This window comes from Spirulina sp. CCY15215, from assembly GCF_016888125.1.
Classification (GTDB): Bacteria; Cyanobacteriota; Cyanobacteriia; order Cyanobacteriales; family Spirulinaceae; genus CCY15215.
In genome coordinates, this window is record NZ_JACSWA010000290.1 from 1 (window position 1) to 19769 (window position 19769).

Below are 19769 nucleotides of genomic sequence, written 5' to 3' on the forward strand. Positions count from 1 at the left end.
TTTTGAGGTATTTAGGGTGAACATCGAAAGGTTTATTTTCTGACGTAGAAAGTCGAAAACAAGGTCTAAATCGAATCGCAATACGACCGATATAATCACCTGCATATTTTCCTTAATAATTATCTGACTTCATATCCGCATAATTCTCCTTGCTGGTATTCAGTACCGGAGATTTCGGGATTCTGAAGTGCTTGAGTATTGAATCGCACTAGCTCCTGAGAAATGCCTGATATGGGACAGATTTTACAGAGCCGATCGCACCTCCTCACCGCATTCATGAACAACAGGTCATGATACTTTGACCAGGCTTAACATCCGCTGTTCTGCCCCAACATTGCTCTTAAAATCGTTGATCGCCTTCAGCGTTTTCTGATCTTCTTTTTGGTATTTTATATTCTTAGTTTTATTCTTACAAATTTTCTCTTGATACACAATTAACTCAAGAGCCTCCTTTTCAAGCACATTAAGACACTCTGCCATTGCATTAAGGATATCCTGTCCCAAAGGAGACTTATTGATAATAAACTCTTGTTTCATCTGATTATACGGATATAAATACTCAACAAGATCCACATATATTTTCGGTGGCTTGTTTAAATTTTTGACCCCCACGCTAGTCAAAAAGGTTTCCGTTGAAGGCAAGGTTTGTGTTGTGAGAAACGTATTAAATTCAGCTTCTTCTAATTGTTCGTATGCTAGTTCCTCTTGAGACTTCGCCTTGAGAGCATTTTCGCTTTTCTGCGACTCCTTGCTTTTCTGCGACTCCTTGCGGTTATTGGTTAAGGTTTCAATCCGAGCCAGTAGCAAATTTTGCTCTTTAAACGCTTGATCATAGATATGGCGAATTATATCCTGGATCTTGGGATCATTCTTGCCGTTGGGGTCAAACTCTGGATAAGCTACTTCGCAGAAATCTATAATACGGATGATGTAATTCAAGAGTTTTTTGATCGAAGTTCGTGAGTCATAATTAGTTCGTGTCTTTTTAATATGATACCATTTCATGGCATCCGAAAGTTCGCTTAAATTGAAGGTAGATTTTTCATAAGACACCGGATCGCCTGGAATAAAGTTCCATTTCTCAATAAGTGTAGATACAGTCATGATTTGTGTACCAAACTTGCGATGTTTTTCAGCGGCATTATCATACATTTCGCCCTGTTGTAAAGTCCCTTTTGGACTAGGCAGTTTTCTTTGAGTTTTAGGTTGTTTAATTTCTACTTCTGTATTTTCTTGAGGACTAGAACTTTCCCCAGAAGTTGCAGAATTTTGGTTTGCATTTTTTGCCGAGCTATCTTGAGCATTGTCCGCAGAGGATTTCTTCTCCAGTGCAGATGATAGTTCGTCTAATTCATCCTCAATATTGCTGTAGATCGATCCAACGCAAGTTGCAGGGCAGTCCTTCGTGATACAATTCCAATACTCACCCGTAATCTCTTCCATCTGTCTGAATAAATTGATCGCATCGGCAAGATTGCTTATTCCCTTTGAATTTTGATCCCGGAATTTTGCATACTCCTGCAAAATATTGATCATCTGGCTATGGGACTGGACATAGTCTTCCTTCTGTGCATTATCACCATTACTCATTTTATAGTCAAAGACCGCCGCTTCTTGCTTTTCAAATTCCGCTGCGGTCATGATCTCATTAGTCCAGAAATATTGAGTTGAGTCTATTTCAGTGGCATCCTCTTGACCCTGAGCCGTTTGGCGATCGCTCCCTCCACTCTGTTTGCCATCCTCTATTTTAACCTTTTCACCCTGACCTTCTTGCAAGCTGGGAGGGTTAATCGTCACATCTACTTCTAGATCTTCCGATGAAAGATGTTCAAAATTATCAATAAGGGACTGATAATCGTTTATATTTTCTTTGCGGTCTTTTAGCGATTCAAAAATCCCTTCCATATACTCAGGAGTTTCTTGTATTTCTTTGTAAATGTTGGCAGAGTGTAGGAGCTTGCCGTAAATCACAGACATGACCTTCCAAAGACTAGACACAGCAGTATCTTCACCAAATGATTTGATGTATTCATAACAATTAATCGTAACTTGGTCAATCAAAGAATTGAGAGGCAAAATCATTTTAATTTGCTCAACAACGCTCAGGCTTCCCTGTTTAGCAAAAAATGCTTGCCTTGCTTTTATAAACGATTGAAAACTATGGTCAATTGCGGCAAACCTTTCATTTTTCCGAGAGCCAAATAAAGGAGTTGTTTTTTTGACAAAATAGTCGAACGACATTACCTTAATTTGCACCGCATCCATCATCTCTTGCAGCTCACGATTTCGTTCGTATTCAATGGCAGTGATTGATTTAAAGTACTCTTTGACTTCTGCTTTTAAATCAGCTGCATACTCGTGATTAGATAAAGCAACTCGAATTTCTTCAGCAATGCGTTCTTTGATACCCGTTTCAACATCTGTCTTTGCCGGCAAAGCTTGGATTGTTTTGAGCTTATTTAAGCATAGACCAAGCTGCTTAATCAAGCCATCAAAATCTGTCTCGATTTCCTTCTGGATATTACGCCGCTCTTTAGAAGGAATATTTTTACCACTCATCTTGGCTTGAACGCCAATAATTTGGTCTGCCTTGTTATTTACATCATAAATTTTTTGAAGGCAACTAACATTAAAAATTAAATATTTTTTGTAGAGGTCTTGAATTGTTTCCGACGACTGACTTTTATTTGTAGAAACATCATTTATTTGAGAAGTTCCTGTTTTCTGGATGGATTGGGAACCGCCGGATTGTTGCACCACATGGGTTAATTCATGGGCGATCAATTCCTGACCCCCAGAACTGCCGGGGTTATATTCCCCTTGGCGAAAAAAGACATCTTGACCCGTTGTAAACGCCTTGGCTTGGATCGCCGTGTTTAATTGGTTAGACTGGCTATCTGTGTGAATCCGCACGCCGCTAAAATCTGCCCCCATCGCCTGCCCCATAGACTCCTGCAAACCAGCATCCAAAGCCTGGCCGCCGCCCTTCGCCCTCTGAATCCCTGTTTCCACATCCGCCGCCACCGCGCCCCCTCCCAGATTCCCCTGGGCCTGCATCACCCCCGCTAGGGGCGACACCGTTAAATTGCGGCCGACGGGTTGAGGCAAGGCGGATTTAGTCTGGACAGAGGGGCTATTGATCGCTTGTACCACTTGTTTGGCGGTGGCATCGGCTTCCTGTTCGTAGCGATCGCCCACCGCCCCCAAGGTCAACTTAGCTTGTATGGGGGGCAAGCCAGAATGCTCTACCGCCACCGTCGAGGGAGGAACAGCATGGGGCAGGGGAGCTAAGGTAGGAGCCTTTTTCTGTACCGGCGGCACAAAAGAACTAGACTGCTGAACTTGATTTTTGGCCATGGTGTCACCTGCTAACTGACTCTGTGAAAAATACGGATCTAGAAAAATTTTGCCTTGAATAGTCACCCACCGGGCATTACATAGGTTTATAATATCATGAAGGATAAATTTAAAATACGACATTAGTCTAGACTTTGAACTTTGAATCACTTTTTATTTTGATCATTTGTCGATAAAAAAATCCTGATTTGTTAGAATGCTGGTGAATAGTCAGTTTTTAAAAAAAAAGGGGATAATTCGTGTTTTTACAGAAATGTTCTATTGAAACCGATTCAGCAAAATAACGCGATGAATAATGAGTGGTATGCCGTCAATTCAGAATCTCTGATTGAAAATATCAACCAGCTTCAGCAGTTTTTAGAACGGCGGTGGTCTACGCAACAAAACCCCGATCAGGAGATTCAGGATGATGGCGATCCCATCGTCAAGATCCCGGAGCTTTGGCCCGCCTCCCGCCTGGAAACCCTTTACACCACATTTAGCCTTTCCCCTTTTGAGCTTAATTTGCTCCTCATGGCTCTGGGAGTTGCCCTGTTTCCTCGGTTTTCCGCCCTGTGCGCCCACCTCAACCATAACCCCCAAATGCCCTATCCTACCTTTGGCCTGGGGTTACAACTTTTTACTAATGCCCATTGGAATGCTTTCACCCCTCAAGCTCCCCTCCGGCGTTGGCAACTCCTCGAAGTGGGAACTGGCCCAGTGATTACCCAATGCCCTCTTCAAATCGATGAAGCGATTCTTCATTACCTAATGGGGGAATCCTATCAAGATCATCGCCTTGCTCCCTTAATCACTCCCTTGGGGGAGGTGCAAACCGAATCCCTCGCCCCCTCCCACAGTAAGATTGTGGCAGAGTTATTAACTTTCCTCGATGCTCCGGGGAGTACCAAGCAGGGCAAAATTGTGCAACTCTGCGGTTGGGAGAATAGCGATAAACGGGCGATCGCCGCCGCAGTGGGGGAAGCCCTCAAGATGCCGGTGAAAATTTTATGGGGCGATCGCCTCCCCACCGAACGGGACAACATCCAATACTTAACCCATCGCTGGCAACGGGAAGCCGCCCTCACCCAAAGCCTGTTAATTCTGGATCTCGACGGTTTCAACGTTGCTGATGCGGCGAAAGGGGCGATCGCCACCCAACTGATTACCGATCTCCACACGCCGTTAATCATCTTCACCGAAGAACGAATCCATACCCCCCGTAATCCGCTTCTTTCCTTGGAAGTCCTCCCCCTCAGCTATCAAGAACAGTTGCATCTCTGGGAACGTAATTTAGGGGAGGCAACCCAAGCCCTCAATGGTGAGTTAGGGGTGATGGTGTCGCAATTTAACCTCAGTCCCCAGGCGATTAAAACCGCTGCCGATCATCTCCAAAAACAACCTCAAACCGGCTTAACACTCGAAGCACACAATCCGATTATCACTCAACAACTCTGGCAAATTTGCCGCACGATGGCGCGGCCCCGCTTAGATGATCTCGCCCAACGCATTGATACCAAAGCCACTTGGTCTGATCTGGTTTTACCGGAAAACCAACTGAAAATTCTTCAGCAAATTGCCGCCCAATTTTGTCAACGGGCTAAGGTTTATCAAGACTGGGGATTTGCGGCTCAAAATAATCGCGGTTTAGGGATGACGGCGTTATTTGCCGGCCCCAGTGGGACAGGAAAAACCATGGCCTCAGAGGTGCTGGCTCAGGAATTCAATCTGGATCTATACCGCATTGATTTAAGTACGGTGGTGAGTAAGTATATTGGCGAAACGGAGAAGAATTTACGGCGGATTTTTGATGCGGCAGAATCTGGGGGAGTGGTGCTGTTATTTGATGAGGCGGATGCTTTATTTGGCAAGCGCAGCGAGGTGAAAGATAGCCGCGATCGCCACGCCAATATGGAAGTCAGCTATCTGCTCCAACGAATGGAAAGCTATCAAGGGTTAGCGATTTTAACCACCAACCTGAAAGGCTCCTTGGATCAGGCGTTTCTGCGCCGGATTCGCTTTATGGTTGCCTTTGCCTTTCCTGATCTCAAAGCTAGGGCTGAGATTTGGCGGCGGATTTTTCCCCCCAACCTTCCCAGCGAGGGTCTGAGTTTTGAGAAATTAGCCCAACTTGCTGTCACTGGGGGAAATATCAAAAATATTGCCCTGAATGCTGCGTTTATTGCTGCCCATGAGGGGAAACCCGTGATAATGCAGCATATTCTTGCAGCGGCTCGCAGCGAGTATTTAAAAATGGAAAAAATTCTTGTTGAGTCGGAAATAAAAGGGTGGCTCTATTAAACCTGGTGTGCCTCTCATCTAATAAACCTATTTGATGTATTGCTTTCATGAATTTATTTACGAATCTTAATGTTTATTAGTTTTCATGATACCAAGATAGAAAAACTCTTAAGAGGTTGCTAAGATAGATTTTACAATAACCTCGTCTCCTCCTTAAGGCAGAAAATTTGTGAAAAACGGGGTTTTGTTGAAGTTTTTGGAAGCAATATTACCAATGCGATCGCCAACTCCTCTAAAAGTTTCTTGGATCGTCAATGCGCGTTTGTGGGGCTATGAAGGTTTACAGGCGATCGCGATCGAAGATGAGAAAATTACCTGCATTGTTCCGATGAGCAGTGTTAGTGTAGCAGAAAATTCCTTAGATATAGAGGGAGATTGGCTCTCTTTGGGAGGTGTCGATCTACAAATTAATGGGGGTTTGGGACTCGCATTTCCCGATCTAACCCGAGGCGATCTTCCTTTTTTAGAAAAAATTGGGCGCTATTTATGGGAACAAGGAATTGATGGATTTTGCCCTACTATTGTCACGACTTCTGTTGAAAAAATACAGCAATCTCTCTCCATTATTTCTCAATCTTCTCTATGGGAAAATAGTGCAGAAACTGCCCAAATTTTAGGCGTTCATTTAGAAGGTCCATTTCTCAACTATGAAAAAAGGGGCGCACATCCTGCCGAATATTTGCTTCCTCTCACTATAGAGAATATGCAGCAAGTTTTAGGGGAATATACTTCGGCGGTTAAAATCATCACTCTAGCACCAGAATTGGACGAAATTGGAACAGTTATTCCTTATTTGCGATCGCAGGGCATTACGGTGAGTTTAGGGCATTCTCTGGCGACATCATCCCAAGCAAAAGAGGCTTTCGATCGCGGTGCCTCGATGGTGACTCATGCTTTTAATGCGATGCCAGGATTACATCACCGCAAACCGGGATTATTGGGAGAAGCCATGCTGCGATCGGGGGTTTATTGTGGATTCATTGCCGATGGACAGCACGTTTGTCCGACAATGTTACAAATTTTACTGCGGGCAGCAAAAGAGGTATTTCTTGTGAGTGATGCACTGGCTCCCATTGGGTTGCCCGATGGGGTCTATCCTTGGGATACAAGGACAATTGAGGTAAAAGAGGGAACCGCAAAACTGCCCGATGGGACCCTTTCTGGGACAACTTTGCCGCTATTAGTGGGGGTGGAAAATTTGGTTAATTGGGAATTATGTGAGACAGGAAGGGCGATCGCTTTAGCCACGGAAAGCCCGAGGAAAGGGATCTCACTACCTGGACTTTCTTTGGGGCGATCTGCTTCATTTTTGCGCTGGCATTGGGATGAAGAAGTGAGAAAATTATCTTGGCAGCGTTTGCAATCTAATCTAAATTCAGGCGATCGCATTTTGGAGGTGTGAATTAATTAACATTAATCAATAAATTTCCCTCAACAAAATTATTTTAAGTAATTTTTCAAATCAGCTTGTACGCGGTCATAAAAACTGCGATCGCATCCTTTTAATCCAATTACACCATAAAGTCGAATCAGATCGCTTTCTCTCCCTTTTAAAGGATGTTCTCCCAGATCGATCGCCTCGATATCATCTCGAACAATATTATAAAGAGATTCAGAGATTAGAATATCAGTTTTTAGTTTTTTTGTCAACCCTTCAACACGACTGGCAACATTAACAGTATCTCCCATAACTGCATATTCTCGTCGTCGCCAAGAGCCAATATCTCCCGCGATCGCTTCTCCATAACTAATACCAATGCCATTAAATAAAGGAATTCGACCCGTTTCTTGCCAACTACTGCGTAATTTAGCGAGATTTTTCCGCATAGCAAGGGCAGCATAAATAGCATTAAGTGCATCCTGTTTTTCTCCTCGAGATAAAGGGAAGCCAAACTCTGCCATCACTGCATCACCGATAAACTTATCGAGAGTTCCTTCCACAGAAACGATCGCCTCTACCATTTCGTGAAAATAGATATTCAGTTGAGCAATTAAATCTTCAGGGGGAAGTAAAAAAGAGAGAGTTGTGAAGCCACGAATATCAGAAAATAACACCGCTACTTTAATCTTTTTCCCCTGTACCATCGAATAAAAATTCTCTGGATTTTTGAGGATTTCTTTGGCGACAGGTTGGGCAACATAGCGTTCTAAAGTTGTTTGTAAAAAGAGCTTTTCCAGATTATTATGAACAACGGAAATAGCAAAATAAGAGCCACTACAGAGTAGAATAATAATCCCAGGGATAGCCGTGGGAATGGCAATTTGAGCATAGGTAAACAGCCCATAGGAAATACCAATCCAAGCGATCGCGATCGCGATTCCTGCGCTTAATTGTCTTAGAGAATATTGGGTCAACAACCAAAGGGCGATCGCGATCGCACTAATACTCAGAAAAAAGAATACACCTCGAAATTTTAAATTGGGAAGAATTTCAACAATTGCTTTATCTTGCAACAGTGTGGCGATCGCATGGGCATGAATTTCTACCCCAGGCATTTGCAAGGAGAAAGGAGTTGCTTTAAAATCATGTAAAGTCGAAGCTGTTGCACCGATCAAAACAATTTTATCTTTAAACATTTCCTCCTCTTGCAAACGCTGCCACTCTTTTTCTTCCAAGATTCTCCAAAAGGAAATATAGCGAAAACTCTCAAAGCGATCGCCCCAATAAAAAATACCTTCTCCTTTCCTTTCTTTTTGCCCTTCTACTTGACTAGAATTCTGAGCTAAAATATTATTATCTCGATAAATTTGTACCGTTGCTTCTGCGAAAGAAGGTGAGATAGGAAGACCGAGAGGACGGACAATATTTTCTCGATAAACGCGCCCGAGATGATGTACGCGATCGTCAGCATCTAAGATAAAATCAGCAAATCCTAATGAGAGAGATTCTGTCTTTAAATCGGGGTTAGGTTCTGCTAATTGAAATGATGTGCCTTCTTCTAAAAATACTTCCAGATAAGCGGTAGCAAGAGTTATCTTTCCTGCATATTTCTCTAAACTTTGCTTCAATTTGCGATCGTCTTCTATCCCATAACCGCTTGGTAAATCAAATAATAAATCGAGAGAAATAGTTTTTGCCCCTGCCTTCATCAAACGATCGATCGCTTCAGCATAAGCCTCCCTCGGCCAAGGAAAATTAGGCAAAAGTTGAGTAATTTTCTCCGCATTGGGACTGCCTTGAAATGTTTCTGCTGCCTTTAAAGAATCGTCATCAATGGCTACAATGATAATATCTTCAGGGGCGGCGATCGAACCGCGAAAAACAAAAAATTGTGTGCGAATTTGCCCTTCTAGCCATTGTACGGGGTTGCCATCCCAAACCGTCGCGATCGCCCCTACACTGACCCAAAATCCCGCCAAAACTGCCCCCAAAACTTTGGGCTGTAAGAATTTCCACCATTGGGAAAAATTCTGGGAAAAATTTTGCGATTTTGGCTCTTTCAGACGCATGATCTTAGCTAGGGTAATAGATTGACAATAAAAGGAGCTTATTGACAGAGAATAAATATTTAATTTTGTAACAATCTGGCGAGAAATAAGTCAAGAATAGCCGAAATTGGGATTCAATTCAGATTAAGAACATTTAAGGAGTTTAATAACCATGACGGAAACCCAAGTTTTTGTTGCCCTGATGATCGCCTTACTACCAGGTGTTTTAGCTTATCGTTTGGCTTCCGAACTTTACAAGTAAATTTTCGAGCTAAATTTTAGCTACAAAATTTGAGCTATGCGATCGGGGTGAGGGGGTTTTCCTTACCCCGATTTTATGCGATCGCACTTCTTGGAAAATTAAGTGAGAACTACCGAAACATTCAACGAACTTAAAAAAGAATCGGTGAGATTATGTAATGAGGAAGGGGATTTTGTTGGCAACGAAGGCGATCGCACCAAATAATCAATTTTGTTCAAAACAAATTTTAAGACCGCAGGAGACTGAAATATATTGAATCGTTGCATCTTCTCGATATTCAGTGGTGTCCCGTGGCAGAGTATCAGGATCGGGATAAATTCCCGCAGGAATATCTGCGTTTGCACCCCCACCAAATGTACCAAAATAGAGCTTTTCTTTTGGTTCATTCTGGAAATTAACCGACTCGCGAGATTCAACTTCGCTGGTAAATAAACTAGCTTTCCCATAAATCTTTTCTGCATCTTTTATTAACATTCCTGCATGAACACCTTCCGCAGTTTGAAAAGCGGGATTATTCGTTTGCAAAAAAGTAATTAAGTCATCATCTTTTAATGGCTGTTCCGCAAAATGGAGGATATAAAACAAAACTTCGCCATCTTGACGGACTGAGATCGCATCAAAATCAACAATATAATGAGGTTCTAAAACATACTCCACTTCTTCCCCTAAAACCGCTTTGGCTTCTGCGAAAGTCATACCAAATTTTACTTGTCCTATTCCCTCACCAGAAATCAAAGTGTTATTTTGGGAAATAACTGGTTTGTCAGATGCAGTATCAGGAGATGCGATCGCAGAATTCTCGACGGGGGAACTTTCTGACACAACAGCAGGAGACTCGACGCGATCGCGACTGGAATGACTGCAACCTAAGAGAAGAAGGATATTTAATAAACTGGCGATCGTAAGAGAAATTTTGAACATGAGATTCCTAAAAGAGAAGGACTTTTTTTATATAGTTCTAATTTAACGTAAATAAATATTAATCGTGCGTTCCCAATTTTGCCAACCCTAGGTAAATTAAAAAGGAAATCCCTTCTCCGAATAAAAAACAAGGGGAAGAAAATCATGGAAATTGATCGCGATCGCTTTACTGAAATCGTCCAAAAATGTGAAACCAGCTTGATAGGGAAGCGCCTTCCTACTGCTCTCTACGTCCATATTAGCGCCCTTTCTGCCCTGGATCGTGTTCTACAAGATTACGAAAATTATGCCAGACAAGCAAGCCAGCAAATTCAAGGGGCAACCTTGATTAAATTCAATACCGAACAACCAAAACTTTCTTATTTATTTTACCCCGATTTTGACATCGATCCTCATCCTGCTTTATATGCCAGCATACAAGTCGATCTCAATACCTTAACAGCTAATTATCGCGATTATAGTCACTCGGAAAATCCTCCCATTCTCCATCGCAAAGAAACTTTTGTAACAACCAATTATCCTTTTTATAAACAATTTATACAACTCACTTGTATTGAAGAAAGATTGGGACTATTAGATAAATCTGGATTTATTGGCACTCGAAGAGAATGGTTGCAAAAACTACACCGACGAGGAGTTCATATTTCCGGCCATGAAGTTATTCAGAAAAAAGATAATCTTATTCTCACTCCAGATAATTTAACTCCTCGCATCGATCGCCACAAAGCGGCAATAGTTCGCAAACACCTTTCTCGTCCTGTTCGTACTGCATTAGAGGCAGAATTGTTTACTCCAGAAACAACTTTTTTCGACTATGGTTGCGGTCATGGTGGAGACATTGAACGGATTGCTAAACAAGGTTATGAAAGTTCGGGTTGGGATCCTTATTATTGTCCCAATATGCCCCTTATTTCGGCGGATATTGTTAACTTAGGTTATATTATTAATGTTATTGAAGATTTAGCAGAACGAAGAGAGGCATTAATTAAAGCATGGGAATTAACACAAAATGTTTTAATTGTCTCTGCACAAGTGCTAATACGAGATCAGATGGATGGTCAAATTGCTTATGAAGATGGTATTATTACTCGTCGGAATACTTTCCAAAAATATTATGAGCAAGAAGAATTAAAAACCTATATCGACCAAGTTTTAGAGGTTAATTCTATTCCTGTTGCGTTGGGAATTTACTTTGTTTTTCGAGATGAAACTAAAGCTGAAATATTTCGCGAATCGCGCTTTCGATCGCGGGCAACAACGCCAAGAATTACTGTTAAAGTTAGGCGCTTTGAAGACTATGCAGAAATGTTGGCTCCCTTAATGACATTTATCACCGAAAGAGGACGATTGCCTGTTAAAAAAGAATTAAAAGAAGAAGAAGAAATATTAGCAGAATTTAAAACTTATCGACGCGCATTTCAATTAATTTTACAAGCAACCGATGAGGAAGAATGGGAAGCGATCGCGGAAAAACGTCGCCAAGATATGAAGGTTTATCTTGCTCTGACTCACTTTACCCATAGATTAACATCGCGAAAATTAACGCGACAAGCAAGAGAGGATTTTAAAGCACTTTTTGGTAGTTACAAACACGCCTGCTTGTTGGCAGATATGATGTTATTAACGGTAGGAGATTTAGAGAATATTGCTGATATTTGTCAAGAGAGTTTTGTGGGGAAAAAGCAGAAAAATTCCTTTCTCGTGCATATTAGCGTCCTCGAAAAACTCGATCCCTTATTACGTCTTTATGAAGGCTGTGCGAGTCGTACTATCGGGCGTTTAGAATCCGTTACTGTCGTCAAGTTTCATCTCAATGCACCGAAAATTTCCTATTTATATTACCCCGATTTTGATACAGAACCTCATCCAGCTTTAGATACAACTATGCAAATTGACTTGCGAGATTTAGAGGTGAAATATTGGGAATGCGATCGTGATAATCCCTCCATTCTTCATGAAAAAGAGCAATTAATTACCCCCAACTATCCCAACTATGAAAAATTCGCCAAATTGAGCCAACAGGAAAGAGATTGGGGATTATTAGAAGAGAGAAATTTGATTCGCAAGCGTCAAGATTGGCTGAAACTTTTGCGCGATCGCTGCGTGATTCTCAAAAATTATCGCCTTTATTGGCGTAAAGATACCGATCCTTATAAATTAAAAGCATTACGCGCAGAAGTTGCTAGACGAAAACAGAAACGAAAAAAAGATTAATCTCGAAACTTTTGAGTTATGTGGTTGTATTTAATAATCTTGAGAAGGTTGCAAACCTAAACACAAAATTCCCAAAATTCGATCTAAATTAGCGATCGAATATTCAGTTAAATCGATCTGTATTGTTGTGGTTTCCAGTTGCAAAAACTTCCAAATATTGCCCGTTGTCACCGCCCCATAAATAATAGGAATTTCATTATTTTCCTGTTCATTGAAAATTTGTGCGGCTATCATCTCGGCGATACATTGTCCGAGTCCAGCATTTAAGTTTTCTTTTTTGGCTTCAACGATCGCAACAACAGGTGCAGTCAGCAACAGTTGTTCCGCAGATCGACTCATTAAAAAATCACAAATTCCATTTAATCCTTTTTGAATATCAACATTAAATTCAGTCCCCGAAAAAAGACTGACTTGGGATTTCATTCTCCTCCGAACTTCGATGAGAATAGGAGCAATAATCATTTCTGAACGGGATTTCTCTGTGTTAATTGCTAAAGCTAAAGGCAGATTTTCTTGTAAGGTTTGTTTTAAGAAATCGCTGGCTTCTAGCACGGGAGAATTACCAAAAAAATCGATCGCTTCAGCAATCTTAAAGTCAAATTCCTTTTTGATTTTGCTCAGACTAAAATCACTGTAGGACATTTTTCTGATTTTCGATGAACAATATTCTCGGATTTTCTCAATACTCCTAGTTTAAAATTGTTTCTGCACTCGAAGCAAGATTTTTCATATATATCTTGGCTTCTTCCTTCACTTCACCGCAAAGGAAATACAACCCTAAGATATTGGGAATAGACATTGCTAACATGGTCACATCGCCAAATTTAACCACCGATTCCGAATTGACGATCGCCCCTAAAAAGATAAACCCTAACAGAATAACTTTATAAATTGCCGTACTGCCTTGGCCAAATAAATAAACCCAACAGGATTCGCCGTAATAGCCCCAAGAAATCGCCGTTGATAGGGCAAATAAAAACATCGCTGCGGCCAATAAGTAGGGAAACCAAGGAATCGTATTCTCAAAAGCAATCACTGCTAATTTTCCTCCTTGAGTGCTAACTAATTCTGAATTCTTATAGACTCCCGTAACAACAATAACCAATCCCGTTAGCAGGGAAATCATGGCAATAATTAAAGGTTCGAGGGATGCTAAAAAGCCTTCTCGTATAGGGACGCTTTGCTTAGAAACAGCATGGGCGATCGCCGCAGATCCCAGCCCCATTTCATTACTAAAACTTCCTCGTTGTATGCCTTGTACAATCGTTCCCATTAATCCCCCCAGTCCTGCCTTTAAGGTAAAGGCCTCTGAGGTGATCGCAACTATTGCTTCGGGAAGGCGATCGTATTCCAGAACCAAAACGCAGAATGCCCCCGACAGATAAATTCCGCACATGATCGGCACTAACCACTCGGCAACCCTACCAATTCGTTCAATTCCACCGAGGATGACAACTCCGACGCAAACGACAAGAATTGTTCCGTAAATCCCTGGAGGTAAAAATGGCATAACGTGGGAAAAAGCGCCGTAAGATTGGTTTGTCTGAAACATTCCGCAGGCTCCCCAAGATGCAAAAATACAGAATAGACTAAAAGCGATCGCGCAAAATTTTCCTAGTTTCTCTCGACCTTGTTTGGCTAAACCCCTAGATAGGTATTGAGTCGGACCGCCGGAAAAATGACCATCAGGGCTAGTAAGTCGATATTTTTGAGCGAGAGTACATTCAAGAAATTTCAAGTTTGCGGCCAATAATGCAGTAAACATCATCCAAAAAACGGCACCCACTCCCCCTAATCCGATCGCGATCGCCACTCCAGCAATATTTCCCACTCCAACAGTCGCCGATAATGCCGTCGCTAGGGCTTGCAGGGAACTCACTTCACCGCGATCGCCGGGGTTGTCATATTTGCCCCGCGCAATCTCAACCGCATGGGTAAAACCGCGCAGATTGAGCAAATTTAATCGGAAACTGACGATAATGCCTCCCAACAGCAACCAGATTACAATTAAAGGACAACCTCCAATGCTCAAAAACAACAGGTCATAGAGTCCATCTATGATAATTTTAAATCCGCGATCGGCCTGAAGGAAAAGAAAACTCAAATCAAGCTGCAACATAAATCAAGTTAGATTTGTGAATAATAAATCTTAACATTTTCTGGGAATTAGTTGCGATCGTATTCTCTCTTCTTTATTCTGGCTTCTGAAGACAGTTGAAATTCCTGCTCCAGCTTTTCGATTATTGATTGATATTTTATCTCAGATGGCTCGAGGTAATGCGGTTAGTTTAATTCCGATTCATGCAGAATTAACAACCCAAGAAGCTGCGGATTTATTAAATGTATCTCGTCCTTCAACTGTACATTCAAAATATACTCTAGAGGAATTACTTGAAAACGTTACTCCCGATCTACAGCATAATGAGGTAGATTGGGGAGAATCTGTAGGTGAAGAAAATTGGTAAAAATTAATGGAAGAGTTCCCGATCGCGGTGATATTATTCGTTTAGAGCTAAATCCAAGAACTGGCAGTGAGCAAGCTGTTGTTGACTGTGTAGTAAGGGGTGCAGAATTCATCGAAGTTTCACCATCTGAATTCATTGATGAAGTGATGGCTAGATTAGAACCTTTAGTAACTTGAGTTTGAGAAATAATCAAAGTAGATTATACTTAAAAGGCGATCAATACTCGCCCTATTCTATTTCAGATTACCGAGGAACATTTAATGCACCCTGTTTCCGCAACCAGATTTTTTGTTCTTTACTTAACCCTTCCGCATCAGTGAAGACTGCACCAGAAACATTACAGTTCGCAAAATTCACATCTTCCCAAACAGTATTTTCTAGGTTAGTATACCGTAAATTCGCATCAGTTAGATCGACTCGCGTAAAACGCGCACCTTCCAAACAAGCAGAAAAGAGAGAAGCCCGAGTAAAATTAACATCTTTTAAAACAACATTTTCTAAACTGGCATTGACAAATTCTGCTTCTTGTGCATTGACTTTCTGCCATTCAGAAGCGCGGAAATTAGCTGCGATCGCATAAACTCCCATTAAGTTAACCTGTTGCAAAACACTGCGAGTAAAATTGGCTTTTTCTAAATTTCCCCCCGCGATCGCCACGCGAGTTAAAGCTGCACCTTCCAAACTGCTGCGAGTCATGCGAGAATAGCTAAAATTAGAGTCAATAAAGCTAACTGCACCCAAATTTGCCCGCGTTAAATTAGCACTGCTAAAATTTGTTCCTTCTCCCGTTGCTTCCCGAAAATCTGCTCTTTCAAATCGTCCCCCAGAAAGTTCGCTATTGTTTAAACTTACTCCATAAAAACTGGCGGCGATCGCGACCACTTCTCTCAAGTTTGCATGATTCAAATTGCTTTGATTGAGCCTGGTTTTATACAAACGGGCGCGTTCTAAATTAGCATAAGAGAGATTGGACCACATCAACGCCGCACTCGTAAAATCGGCCTCTTGACAAGAAGCATGAGAAAAGTTTGCCGATCGCAAATAAGCACAGACAAAAGAAGCGCGATCGAGGTGCAAATTTTGTAAGTTAATATTACTTAACTCCGCTTGAGTCAGAGATTGTCCGCTTTGTAACTTGGAAAGAACTTCATTGCTGTTGAATATTGCCATCTCAGTTTCTGGGGGTGAACACGAATTAAAGTTTTGTATCAGAATTTACCGTTTCTGTTTTTATAGTAATATTGGCTACCAAAAAATAGCAAGCAATTTTGACAAAAATTAAGGATGCGCTAAGATTTGCACCCAATTGCAAATATTGAATCGATATGATGCAAATAGTTTTTAAATGACCTTGACAAGAAGCAAATTATCCTCTTGTTTTATTTCAAAAGGTGTTAAAGGTTTTGGGGCAGGTTTGGCCACAACCCGGCCATTAAGATCGTATTTTGAACTATGACAGGGACAAACTAAGAGCTTTTCTTCTGCCTTAAACTCCACAGAACAACCTTGATGGGTACACATAGAGTCAAAAGCAACAATTTCTCCTGTGTCTGGATGTCGGAAAATTAGGACAGATTTAGCTGCATTTTTTTTATCAGTTATTACACCTTTTTCCTCTAAATCTTCAATAGTTCCGAGGGCTTGAAAACCATCTTCTCGAATCGATGTATCAATTTTTGTTTCTGTTTTTTGGGTTGAGGCAGATTCGTTGCTAGAATTGCAAGCAGCAAGAACAACAGGTAAAGAACTTGCGAACATTCCTACGCCAACCCAACTCATAAATTCACGACGATTCATCACTTTTTTGCTGATTATTTGTTGTTGTTTGTTTGAATTTTATCCTAACTAATCACTGATTCCGTTTCTTTATGGGTGACTGGTGATTTATTGCTGGTGACTGATTTACTAAACCAACCTTTATATTTAATTGCTGTTGCTAAAACAAACAATAAATCTACGCCAACAATAGAACCTACAATTAACTCCGATCCTCCCGTACTGAAACCGTAACTGTGCAACCCTTGACCTAAGACAAAATTAACCCCATACCATGCCATCAAAACCGCATTAAACGAGACAACACTTGTCACCGCCATGCCAAAATCTCCTAACCATCCCACAAGACGACCATGTAAGGGGACAATGTAACACATCAGAGCAATTAATGCCCATGTTTCTTTGGGATCCCAACCCCAGAAGCGACCCCAAGAAAAGTGCGCCCAAATGCCTCCTAAAATAACGCCAGTAGTCAACAATAAGACCCCCACCTGTAAGACACCATAATTCCATTTTGCAAGGCTACGAATGCGATCGCCCCTTTGAGGGGCAAAGAAATAGTGACCGAGGAGGATATGACCCAACCCTAAAGCGAGGGCAAAACTCGCATAACTGAGGGTAATTGTAGGGACGTGAATGCTCAACCAAAAGTTATCTCGCAGAACGGGGACGAGGGGTGTAATACTGGGATCGAGGACGGCGGGAAGACTATCGGCCAAAAGCAAACAGACGACAGAGAGAGGGGCTGCTGCGAGAAGATAATATTTGGCGCGAATAGTGCGAGTAGGAATGTGAGGAACAAAAGCAGATGGTTTCAGACTATCGGGAGTTTTTGCTGGACGAGTGAGGGTGAAAAGTTCAAAGAGAAAGGCGATCGCCGCTACACCAAAACTCACCCAAATCACCGACTCATACATATTCGTTACGGGAGGTCGTCCGGCGATCGCCATGCGATCGATAAAACCGTAAGCGTGAATCCCTAAACCGCTTGCAAATACACCCATTGCGCCCCAATAAAACTCAAATGCGGGGAAGAGGGTGACAAGCAACATTAGAACAAAAGCAAGGCTGTAGAGTTTCCACGCTTTAGCAAAAGGATGTAAGTGATAAAAACTGGTTTCTCGTTTGAGGGTGTTGGCGGCAGGATAAACCCTAGGACTGAGTTGGGTTAAGTCGTCGCGTAAAGTTTGAGCCGCATTACCAAGGGCAGTAAAATTATTAGGGCGATCGCGATAGGTTTGTTTGAGGGTGTCGTAGTCCCTGAGAACAGGTTGAAGTTGTTCGGAAGTATAATAAGTTTCGGCTGTATTAATGCCTTCCCAAGTGCCTTGAGAATCATTAGGATGAGGGATGAGAGGAAGAGTTTGGTTCGATACCGTGTTATACATGAGAGCGAGGCGATTTTCTAGGGTGAAGGCTTCGCGATCGCCTCGGCTAAGTTCAATATTATCTGCTTCTTTTTGGTGCGCTGCGAGGATAAGATTACCCACAGTTGAACTCAAAAGTTCTTGAAAAGAGAAATATTTTTGCTCTGGATCGAGTCCGACTTCTTCTTTTAAGGGACGATAGCTGAAAAGAATGAAAGGCTCCTTGTTCCAGTCGCGATCGTTAAGCCAAAGAGAAAGATAAGTTTGTAAATAGTTTAATTTTTGCCCATCTATAGGAGTGTAACTGGTGCGTCCGTGAATTTGAGCGACAGTTTCTCGGGCGACAGTATCGAGGGGCTTTTTGCGTCCATCTAGTTGTATTGCGATATTCTCTAAAGGAGCGAGGGGATCGCTTTGGAATTGGCTCAAAGGGATTGTCAGGATGAGAAACCCTAAACACAATCCTACGAGAAATTTGGCGATTTTTATCATTAGAATAAACTCCTTAACCTTAATGGGAAAATTTTTCAGGGCGCGATCGCCTCGATACTGTTAGTTATCTGTTTGCCCTTGATAGGATGATTGATTGTATCGCTCAATTACTGCCCCGGAAATCCCACATAAAGATAGTAAGTCAACATAGGAACAATAGTTGCGACAACCAGAAAACCGATTACCCAAACCGTGGCATTGCGATCGTCCGTTTCCTCCGCATCCGTAAACGTACCTTCTATATTGACTTGTGCGATAGCCGGGGGTCCGGGATCTGCCTCGCCAGAAAGAACTAAAAAGAGACGATTCTGAGCATCTAAAAAGGCTTGATTATATTTTCCCCCAGTCCGTATCGGAGTCAAGAGAGTCTCCTGGGCAATACTTTGAGCAATATCATCGGTTAATAACGCTTGTAGCCCTTCCCCTGCATGAATGGCACTATTATTGCTCAGAGTATCCAATACCAACAACAGGCGATCGCTTCCTGCTTCAGGAGTCGGGAACCAGTGATTGAATAAAGCATCCGTAAACTCCTCCACTGTATCGCCATATCCGATACGAACAGTCACCAACCAAACATCCTTACCCGTCTTGGTGGCTAAATCTTCTAAAGACTTATTCAAATTCCCTTCATTGAGAGGACTGAGGACATTGGCTGCGTCGATCGCCCTTGGAGACTGTCCGGTAATATTAGGAAGCTCGTAAATCGTTGTGGCGATCGCTGGAGTCACGGCGATCGTAAATAGCACAAATACCGTACATAATCCTAAAATGAGTCGGTTGAGCGTCGATTTTGCTGGCGCGAACTTTGCTAGTAATCGATTCATGGCTTCAAAAGTAGAGTCTATTTTTATAATTTTCCCTTATTTTACTGGGGTAGGGGGACGAAGCGGGACGAGAGACACTCAAAAAAAGATGAACTTTTTTTAACACGATGGGAAATTTCGCACCGAAGTTGCCCTAGTCTGATAAAAATAGACTAACCTTTAAGTTTTTTAACGCTTAAATCGGCTGCTCGATTAAAGAGGAGATACTTTTTTTGTCAGGAACCTCAGCCTAAAGGCGTGAGACTTGAAAGAGAAATCTGACAAGCCATTCTGACCAGACTAAGTACCCCGCGTACTACGTTATTTGGGTCACGACACCCTGGAATGCGAAGCTAGTTCCTCGCTCTGTCGTTAGCAGTTAAACAATTTTAAGGTCACT

General features: G+C 42.0%; 14 protein-coding genes and 2 pseudogenes. 6 read left to right on the forward strand and 10 right to left on the reverse strand.

From position 1 onward, the window contains the following. Positions 1-122: 122 nt before the first annotated feature. Positions 123-278, reverse strand: a pseudogene (locus JUI58_RS27570) (RRXRR domain-containing protein); the annotation flags it as partial. Between the two features lie 10 nt (positions 279-288). Continuing rightward, complete coding sequence (locus JUI58_RS03930) at positions 289-3423, reverse strand: DUF4157 domain-containing protein (RefSeq protein ID WP_204102441.1); 3135 nt, start codon at positions 3421-3423, stop codon at positions 289-291. Between the two features lie 222 nt (positions 3424-3645). On the opposite strand from JUI58_RS03930, the gene JUI58_RS03935 reads away from it, so the two are divergent. Then, a complete protein-coding gene (locus tag JUI58_RS03935; RefSeq protein WP_204102442.1) occupies positions 3646-5637 on the forward strand; it encodes an ATP-binding protein in 1992 nt (663 codons plus the stop codon). Positions 5638-5851: 214 nt separating this feature from the next. Beyond that, entirely contained in the window at positions 5852-7039 is a 1188-nt protein-coding gene (nagA, locus tag JUI58_RS03940) for an N-acetylglucosamine-6-phosphate deacetylase (protein WP_275414301.1), read from the forward strand. 38 nt (positions 7040-7077) lie between these two features. On the opposite strand, the gene JUI58_RS03945 is transcribed toward nagA, so the two are convergent. Then, positions 7078-9087 carry an adenylate/guanylate cyclase domain-containing protein gene (locus JUI58_RS03945; RefSeq protein WP_204102444.1) on the reverse strand — a complete coding sequence of 670 codons (2010 nt, stop codon included), beginning with the start codon at positions 9085-9087 and terminating at the stop codon, positions 7078-7080. 145 nt (positions 9088-9232) lie between these two features. Between JUI58_RS03945 and psaM the strand changes: the two genes are divergently transcribed. After that, positions 9233-9328 carry a photosystem I reaction center subunit XII gene (gene psaM, locus JUI58_RS03950; RefSeq protein ID WP_204102455.1) on the forward strand — a complete coding sequence of 32 codons (96 nt, stop codon included), beginning with the start codon at positions 9233-9235 and terminating at the stop codon, positions 9326-9328. Positions 9329-9532: 204 nt separating this feature from the next. Here psaM and JUI58_RS03955 read toward each other — a convergent pair whose 3' ends face one another. Next, positions 9533-10249: a hypothetical protein gene (locus JUI58_RS03955; RefSeq protein ID WP_204102445.1), complete on the reverse strand. Its 717-nt coding sequence runs from the start codon at positions 10247-10249 to the stop codon at positions 9533-9535. 144 nt (positions 10250-10393) lie between these two features. On the opposite strand from JUI58_RS03955, the gene JUI58_RS03960 reads away from it, so the two are divergent. Continuing rightward, positions 10394-12463, forward strand: a complete 2070-nt coding sequence (locus tag JUI58_RS03960) for a DNA phosphorothioation-associated putative methyltransferase (RefSeq protein WP_204102446.1) — start codon at positions 10394-10396, stop codon at positions 12461-12463. 30 nt (positions 12464-12493) lie between these two features. Here JUI58_RS03960 and JUI58_RS03965 read toward each other — a convergent pair whose 3' ends face one another. Both JUI58_RS03965 and JUI58_RS03970 read right to left on the reverse strand, forming a co-directional pair. Further along, on the reverse strand, positions 12494-13105 hold the full coding sequence (locus tag JUI58_RS03965) for a hypothetical protein (protein ID WP_204102447.1): 612 nt from the start codon (positions 13103-13105) through the stop codon (positions 12494-12496). A 46-nt stretch (positions 13106-13151) separates the two neighbouring features. Beyond that, the gene (locus JUI58_RS03970) at positions 13152-14582 is read right to left on the reverse strand and encodes an alanine/glycine:cation symporter family protein (protein ID WP_204102448.1); all 1431 of its coding nucleotides are present in this window, start codon (positions 14580-14582) and stop codon (positions 13152-13154) included. An 88-nt stretch (positions 14583-14670) separates the two neighbouring features. On the opposite strand from JUI58_RS03970, the pseudogene JUI58_RS27575 reads away from it, so the two are divergent. Further along, positions 14671-14817, forward strand: a pseudogene (locus JUI58_RS27575) (DNA-binding protein); the annotation flags it as partial. Between the two features lie 104 nt (positions 14818-14921). After that, positions 14922-15104 carry a hypothetical protein gene (locus JUI58_RS03980; RefSeq protein ID WP_204102450.1) on the forward strand — a complete coding sequence of 61 codons (183 nt, stop codon included), beginning with the start codon at positions 14922-14924 and terminating at the stop codon, positions 15102-15104. 67 nt (positions 15105-15171) lie between these two features. Here the strand turns inward: JUI58_RS03980 and JUI58_RS03985 are convergent, their stop codons facing one another. The 4 genes from JUI58_RS03985 to JUI58_RS04000 all read right to left on the reverse strand — a co-directional run bounded on the left by JUI58_RS03985 (position 15172) and on the right by JUI58_RS04000 (position 19390). After that, a complete protein-coding gene (locus JUI58_RS03985; protein WP_204102451.1) occupies positions 15172-16098 on the reverse strand; it encodes a pentapeptide repeat-containing protein in 927 nt (308 codons plus the stop codon). A 171-nt stretch (positions 16099-16269) separates the two neighbouring features. Then, positions 16270-16725: a Rieske (2Fe-2S) protein gene (locus JUI58_RS03990; protein WP_204102452.1), complete on the reverse strand. Its 456-nt coding sequence runs from the start codon at positions 16723-16725 to the stop codon at positions 16270-16272. 44 nt (positions 16726-16769) lie between these two features. Then, complete coding sequence (ccsA, locus tag JUI58_RS03995) at positions 16770-18563, reverse strand: cytochrome c biogenesis protein CcsA (RefSeq protein WP_204102453.1); 1794 nt, start codon at positions 18561-18563, stop codon at positions 16770-16772. A gap of 107 nt (positions 18564-18670) precedes the next feature. After that, positions 18671-19390 carry a TPM domain-containing protein gene (locus JUI58_RS04000; protein WP_204102454.1) on the reverse strand — a complete coding sequence of 240 codons (720 nt, stop codon included), beginning with the start codon at positions 19388-19390 and terminating at the stop codon, positions 18671-18673. Between the last annotated feature and the right edge of the window lie 379 nt (positions 19391-19769).

Excerpts from the sequence above, each read along its gene's own strand:
- JUI58_RS03970 (WP_204102448.1), bottom strand. The coding sequence starts at position 14,582 with ATGTTGCAGCTTGATTTGAGTTTTCTTTTCCTTCAGGCCGATCGCGGA.
- JUI58_RS03945 (WP_204102444.1), bottom strand. The coding sequence starts at position 9,087 with ATGCGTCTGAAAGAGCCAAAATCGCAAAATTTTTCCCAGAATTTTTCC.
- ccsA (WP_204102453.1), bottom strand. The coding sequence starts at position 18,563 with ATGATAAAAATCGCCAAATTTCTCGTAGGATTGTGTTTAGGGTTTCTC.
- JUI58_RS03955 (WP_204102445.1), bottom strand. The coding sequence starts at position 10,249 with ATGTTCAAAATTTCTCTTACGATCGCCAGTTTATTAAATATCCTTCTT.
- JUI58_RS03985 (WP_204102451.1), bottom strand. The coding sequence starts at position 16,098 with ATGGCAATATTCAACAGCAATGAAGTTCTTTCCAAGTTACAAAGCGGA.
- nagA (WP_275414301.1), top strand. The coding sequence starts at position 5,852 with ATGCGATCGCCAACTCCTCTAAAAGTTTCTTGGATCGTCAATGCGCGT.
- JUI58_RS04000 (WP_204102454.1), bottom strand. The coding sequence starts at position 19,390 with ATGAATCGATTACTAGCAAAGTTCGCGCCAGCAAAATCGACGCTCAAC.
- JUI58_RS03965 (WP_204102447.1), bottom strand. The coding sequence starts at position 13,105 with ATGTCCTACAGTGATTTTAGTCTGAGCAAAATCAAAAAGGAATTTGAC.
- JUI58_RS03960 (WP_204102446.1), top strand. The coding sequence starts at position 10,394 with ATGGAAATTGATCGCGATCGCTTTACTGAAATCGTCCAAAAATGTGAA.
- JUI58_RS03990 (WP_204102452.1), bottom strand. The coding sequence starts at position 16,725 with ATGAATCGTCGTGAATTTATGAGTTGGGTTGGCGTAGGAATGTTCGCA.
- JUI58_RS03935 (WP_204102442.1), top strand. The coding sequence starts at position 3,646 with ATGAATAATGAGTGGTATGCCGTCAATTCAGAATCTCTGATTGAAAAT.